Source organism: Mesobacillus harenae (assembly GCF_013343715.1).
In the GTDB taxonomy this organism is placed as follows: Bacteria; Bacillota; Bacilli; order Bacillales; family Cytobacillaceae; genus Mesobacillus_A; species Mesobacillus_A harenae.
Genome location: NZ_JABUNR010000033.1, coordinates 1 through 6,684 on the forward strand (window position 1 = coordinate 1; position 6,684 = coordinate 6,684).

Annotated in this window: 6 protein-coding genes; all 6 read left to right on the forward strand. The window is 39.6% G+C overall.

The features are described 5' to 3' along the window. Positions 1-99, forward strand: a 99-nt coding sequence (locus tag HRJ06_RS22805; protein WP_174733683.1) for an IS3 family transposase, incomplete at its 5' end; no start/stop codon positions are given. 274 nt (positions 100-373) lie between these two features. Continuing rightward, positions 374-1,066 (forward strand): response regulator transcription factor, encoded by a 693-nt coding sequence (locus HRJ06_RS22810; RefSeq protein WP_174735224.1) that lies wholly within the window; start codon positions 374-376, stop codon positions 1,064-1,066. Continuing rightward, the gene (locus HRJ06_RS22815; RefSeq protein WP_174735225.1) at positions 1,067-2,467 is read left to right on the forward strand and encodes a HAMP domain-containing sensor histidine kinase; all 1,401 of its coding nucleotides are present in this window, start codon (positions 1,067-1,069) and stop codon (positions 2,465-2,467) included. 391 nt (positions 2,468-2,858) lie between these two features. Then, a complete protein-coding gene (locus tag HRJ06_RS22820; RefSeq protein WP_174735226.1) occupies positions 2,859-3,626 on the forward strand; it encodes a hypothetical protein in 768 nt (255 codons plus the stop codon). Positions 3,627-4,217: 591 nt separating this feature from the next. After that, the gene (locus tag HRJ06_RS22825; RefSeq protein ID WP_174735227.1) at positions 4,218-5,750 is read left to right on the forward strand and encodes a carboxypeptidase M32; all 1,533 of its coding nucleotides are present in this window, start codon (positions 4,218-4,220) and stop codon (positions 5,748-5,750) included. 65 nt (positions 5,751-5,815) lie between these two features. Continuing rightward, positions 5,816-6,436, forward strand: coding sequence for a TetR/AcrR family transcriptional regulator (locus tag HRJ06_RS22830; RefSeq protein ID WP_174735228.1), 621 nt, complete (start codon positions 5,816-5,818; stop codon positions 6,434-6,436). The last annotated feature ends 248 nt before the right edge of the window (positions 6,437-6,684 follow it).

Sequence of the window (6,684 nt, forward strand, 5' to 3'; positions counted from 1 at the left end):
GTAGACCGTGTGATTGAATATTATAACTGTCAACGGTATCAATGGGGATTAAAGAAAATGACCCCGGTACAATACCGGGATCATTTATTAGCAGCATAGGCACTTTTTATTAAAGTGTCCGAAATATGGGGCCTAGTTCATTTCCGGTACCCGCTTTTCTTAACTCTCATACTGGGCAAATCTTACATAGCAATGCTGCGGATCCCACTAATGGGGTCTCTATTTTTGTTTATAGAATATGAACAAACTAAGACTAAACTGTTTCATAAAGATTAAATATCGGCATGAGAAGGTAAATAGGTTGAAAATCCTTACTGGAACCTTTATTTTAAAGGGAAATAGTTAGGTTGGCTTTAAAAGGGAGCGCATTCTTATGAAAATTCTAGTAATCGAAGATAATGAAAGTGTTTGTGAAATGATAGAAATGTTCTTTTCAAAGGAAGGAATCCACGGAGAATTTGTTCATGATGGCTTGGAAGGATATAACCGGTTTAAAGCAGAACATTGGGATTTGCTAATAATTGATTGGATGCTGCCTGGAATGGAAGGAGTCAGCCTGTGCAGAAAGATTAGGCAGGAGGGCAGTACAATTCCGATTATCATGCTCACCGCTAAGGACAGTGAGTCTGACCAGGTGCTTGGTCTAGAAATGGGTGCTGACGATTATGTCACAAAGCCCTTTAGTCCGCTGGCCCTGATGGCTAGAATCCGGGCTGTATCAAGAAGATATACTTCAGCCAATGCAATGGCTGTGGAAACTGATTATCTAAGTACAAAATACTTCAAAATAAGTAAGGAAACAAGAGAAGTCTTTATTAATGAAAAACCGGTTACAAATTTAACGCCTAAAGAGTTTGAACTGCTTTATTATTTCCTTCAGCACCCTCGCCAAGTTTTTTCAAGAGAACAGCTTTTGGAGAGAGTTTGGGGATACCAATACTATGGGGATGAGCGTACCGTCGATGTTCATATAAAGCGGCTGCGTAAAAAGCTGGGTACTGCGGACCTTCCGTTTTTTCATACTGTTTGGGGAGTAGGATATAAGTTTGATGAGACGGTGGAATAGATGAAAATTAAATACATCTATCAGCAATTCATCAGCCATATCTCAATTATCTTAGTTGCATTTCTTGTTTTAAGCCTGCTATTTGCCCACTATATAGAAACCCTTGTGTACGAGAACAAAGCAGAGGAGCTCATCTCTTATGGTGAGAATATCTTGAGTGACCTTAATTCTGGGCAAAGGCATAATCAGACTATTAGCGAATATGCTAGAGTTTTGAACGGACGAAATATACAGTTCAGCATATTTGACAGAGATGGACGTGTTTTAATTCCTGGAGGCAGAGGGGGAGCAGGGTTCACACTTACAGAAGAGGAGTGGGAACAAATCACCCGTGGTGAGCCAGTAATTGTAAAGCGAGATATGGAAAGGTTTGGCCACGGAGTATCATTAGTTGCTCTTCCTTATGTTACTGAAAATAGGCTGGCTGGTGGCATTATGCTAACCTCCCCTATCAGCGGTTCAAGGGAAATGGTTTCCCAGATCAATCAATATTTAATCTATACAATCCTGATTGCCCTTGCTGTCTCATTTTTACTTAGCTGGGTTTTATCAAACATACACGTAAAGCGAATTAAAAAAATTCAAATGGCAGCCTCCAGAGTTTCGGGAGGGGATTATACCGTTCAGGTGCCCGCCTCAAGTCTCGATGAAATCGGAGAACTTTCAAAGGATTTTAATCAAATGGTTGATAAGATTAATGTTTCGATGGAGGAAATCGAAAATCTTGAACATAGAAGGCGTCAGTTTATGGCAGACGTATCACATGAACTGCGGACTCCGCTCACCACGATCAGCGGAGTAATTGAAGGTTTAAGAAACGATATGATACCAGAAGCCGACAAAGTTAAGGGCATTAACCTTGTCAGCAAGGAAACAAAACGGCTGATCCGTCTAGTCAATGAGAACCTGGATTATGAAAAAATCAGATCAAACCAAGTCGAACTTTCAAAGGAATCAATTCAACTTGTTGAAGTTTTGGAAATTATTAAGGAACAGCTTGATTTTCAGGCAGACGATAAGAATAACCAAATTATTGTAGAAGCTGACCCTCAGGCGGTAGTCCTTGCCGACTATGACAGGCTCGTTCAAATCCTCATCAATATCACGAAAAATAGCATTCAGTTTACAACTGAGGGAACAATCTGGCTTCGCGGAAGGAATGTAAATAATGAAGCAATTATTGAAATAGAGGATACAGGAATGGGGATAGATCCGCAGGAGGTCGAAAAAATCTGGCATAGATTTTATCGGGCAGACATTTCCAGGAAAAGTAATCCTTACGGTGAATTTGGTCTTGGACTTTCGATTGTGAAGAAGTTGGTTCAGCTTCATGATGGCAAAATTGAAGTCGTAAGCGAACGGAATAAAGGTACTAAATTCATTATTAAAATTCCAGTGTAAAGGCTTCAGCCCCGGATGGGCAGAAGCTTTTTTTTGCATAGAAAACCGTAAGAGTTCCGAGTGCCTGATAACCTGCTACATCGTCTTCTTCCAGCTTCAGGTCGAGAGGTTAGTATACAAGTAGCTCAGTCGATATGCTCTAATTCACACCTCTCAGCTAACTTGTGCCAAGCTTTTTTTTACGAGAAAAGATGGGGTTCATTACAACTAAAGTTCGTCTCAGTCATTAGGGTACTTTCTATTGTTGAAAAATTTGTGTATAAAAACATAGAAATACAGGAAAATTAAGCTAGATTTGCCAATTTAGAGTTTATCTATTCAAAAAATCTGTCAACTTTCCGGTAACCCAAAAGCCGGACAGAGTAAAGGAAATCAGAATGGAGGAAATAAAATGTTAAACAAAAGAACAGTGATATACGTATTAGCAGGCATACTTTCATTGGGGGCGATTAGTGCGAGTCCAGCATTTGCTATCAATGAGATTTCTCAAAAGCAGGAAGCTGAAACGTCACAGGAACGGGAGCATCATAAGAATGGATTTTGGAAAGACGAGGAGTTTGTAAAAGCGCGCGCAAAGGCTCTGGGTATAGAAACGGATGGCAAGCAAATAGAACAGCTGCTTAAGGAAATTCGTGTAAAGAAAATTATTCAGAAGGCTAAGGAGCTTGGCATCGAGACAAAAGATAAGGATACAGACGCACTGGCAGCAGAAATACATGAAAGATTGCTGAAAAATAAAGCCGGAGAATTGGGGATTGATACAAAAGGTAAAAGTCTAGAACAGCTGTCTATGGAAGTTCATGAAAGCTGGCTGAAGAAGCAGGCAAAAGAGCTTGGGATTAATTCAGAGGGGAAAGAACTGCAAAAATTGGCTCATGAAGTTCATGACGCACAGCTAAACAAAGCTGCGAAAGAACTTGGAATTGAAACAGAAGGCAAGGATATGCATGCCGTGGCACACGAAGTCATGGAGAAACAGGTATACAATACGGCTGAAAAACTTGGAATTGATACAAAAGGAAAAACAGCAGAAGAATTATTGAAGGATATGATGATCAACCACTCTGATAAGCTTGAAAAGTTAAATGTTTTTCCGTTCGGAAAAGAGTATAGAGGTTTTAAAGGTCACCATGATTCCCATAAAGAAAAGGGCCATTAATACAAAACAAATAAATTAGGTAACTCTAGACACAAATATAATTAAAAGTTCAAGGTACTAGTATAGATTAATGGGCTCCGTTTTCGGTGCGCCTCATTAAAAGACACAAGAAATGACGTATGAATTGCCATACGTCATTTTCTTTGCTTATCAAGGTTTCAATGAAATTTCATTAGCTTTGACATTATTATGATGGACAATAGATTAAAAAAAAGAGGCAAAACTTCTTCTGTCATGTGCAGTGACGGTTCGAGTACCAATTTTATTGATGCTCGTCTATATAAAGCTGCTAGTTCCATCATCCAGGATCAATAGGGACCGCACTTATCGTATGCATGGTCTGCAACATAATAAATCAGCACCAGTAAAAACTGACCTTAGCCCAGAACCCTATCCACAATAAATGAACTGTTTCTGTTGGTCTCATTCATGCATCACTTGTACGGGCGCTTGTGCTGTTGAGGTAGTGTCTATAAAAACTTCTTCTTAAAGTTGTAAAGTGTTTGAATTATTCATATAATTAAAATAAACTGACCAGTCGTTATAAATAAAGGACGGTTGGAAATGGAGTACGTTAAGGAGGAAAGATGTATGACACAAGACGTGGCAGGCTTGAAATTCAAAGAGGCTTTAGAGGAATTTGTAAAACTGGATGAGAAAATCACCCACTTTTCAAGTGTATCGGCTTTGCTTGGCTGGGACCAAAAAGTAATGGCTCCCAAAAACGGACGACCATTATTTGCTAAGGCAATCGGAACCCTCGATACAGAAATCTTTAAACTAATGGTCTCAAGTGAGATGGGTGAGGTTTTAAGATCCCTAACATCTCCTGAGTTAGAGGTACAACTTGATGACACAACAAAAGCACGCATCCGCGAACGGAACGATTATTATCAGAAGTCAAAAAGCATTCCAGAAGACCTTTTTAAGGAGTACTCCGTTCTAACGTCTGAAGCCAACATAGCATGGGAAGAGGCAAGAGAAAATAATGATTTTAAGCATTATCTGCCTTACCTTGAAAAAATGGTCGAGATTAAAAGGAAATTTGCCGAGTATTTTGGCTACGAACAACATCCGTACAATGCATTGCTCAACGAATTCGAGCCAGGGTTGACGATTGATAAACTTGATCCCATTTTTAAAAATCTCCGAGAAGCCAGCGTGAGCTTATTGGAGCGAATCAATAAATCCAAAGATCAGACTCCGGAACAAATATTTGAACAGCCATACAGTATAGAGAAGCAGAAAGAATTTAATCGGTACATTTTGCCGATTATTGGATTTAATATGAATGGCGGACGTCTTGATGAAACAGTTCATCCATTTGCTCAGTCAATTAATACAGGTGACGTTCGAATTACGACGAGATACCTGGAAAACAATGTCCGAACTGCGATATTTGGTACAATCCATGAAGCAGGGCATGGGATTTATGAGCAAAATATTAGCACAGGGCTTGAGGGAACAGTTCTATGCAGCGGCGCCTCATTCGGAATTCACGAATCTCAATCCAGATTCCTGGAGAATATGGTAGGGCGAAGCCGCGAATTTTGGCAGTACTTTTACTCGGATTTTCAGCAAGCGTTTCCTCAGCAATTGAACAATGTGAGTTTGGAAGAATTTTACCGGGCTGTTAACACAGTAAAGCCTTCATTCATCCGTGTAGAAGCTGATGAATTAACCTATAATCTGCACATTATGATTCGTTATGAAATTGAAAAAGCTTTAATTGGCGGTGAAATAGAAGCGAAGGACCTTCCAGCTGTCTGGAATGACAAGATGGAGGAGTATCTTGGAATCAGACCGGAAACAGATACCGAAGGAGTTTTGCAGGATGTCCACTGGTCGTTTGGTGGCTTTGGTTACTTTCCTTCTTATTCATTGGGTAATTTGTTTGCTGCCCAACTGTTATATAAGATTCAGAGCGACCTGCCTGATTTTTATCAACATATTGAAAAAGGCGAATTTGCAGTTATTCAGGAATGGCTGAAAGAGAAGATCCATCAGCACGGAAAAGTGTATACGCCAAACCAGTTGATTTTAAAAGTAACCGGGGAAGAACTGAATGCGGAGTATTTGGTTCAATATCTAGAAGCAAAATACACGGAAATTTACAAGCTATAAGAGTGTTCCCAAATGGGCGAATTTCTGAGTTCTTAATCTAAGAACTAGTTTAAAAGGAGGTAAAGATGCCACCAATTGTTTCAGAAGAGTATAAAGAAAAAAAGAAAAAAGAGATCCTTCAGAGCGCTTTGGCATGCTTTGCTAAAAAGGGCTATGAAGTGGCCACAATTGATGACATTGTTGCTCAATCGGGAATCAGTAAAGGGGCTATTTACAATTATTTTAAAAGTAAAGATGAGATTTACTTAGAATTAATGACTGCGGATACAGATGATACAATGGAAGTTTTGAAAAATAACCTATTAACATGCAAATCTTCATTGGAAAAGATTAAGTACCTTTTTAAAGAGTATAGTTCAATCAACCCCTTCGAAAAGGTGAATATAGACAAAGCAATTGTTCATTATGAGTTTAGACTGCATTCATCAAGAGATGAAGAATTGGTTGAAATTATGAAAAAGCGCCGGGAACATATCTTCCTTGAATTGATCACATCCATAATTAAAGAAGGCCAGGAGTCCGGAGAATTTGATTCGTCTCTTGATAGGTATGTGTATGCAAATATGTTCTGGTCAATCATTGATGGTGTGACGATCCAGACAGTATACAAGAGTTACCCTTATCACTCTGTGCTATCAGAACTTCAGACAATGTTCATTGGGAAGCTATTATCAGGCAAGAACTAAAATTGAAAATTTTTTCTGGATAAGAGGGAGTACTCCTTTAGAGGTCCCCCTTAACGGAGGCTTTCGCAACCACTCCGATCACTAAAAAATAAACCCACTTAAAGTGGGTTTCAGACTGTAGACAAACTCGATGAAAATCGTGTTTGTTTACAGTCTTATTTGGTTGGTGGTGGAATGGGGGCTGTTGATTTCCGTTCCAGGCGCTTCGCTTTCCGCGGGGCCGGCGCTGAGCCTCCTCGCCGCCGTTG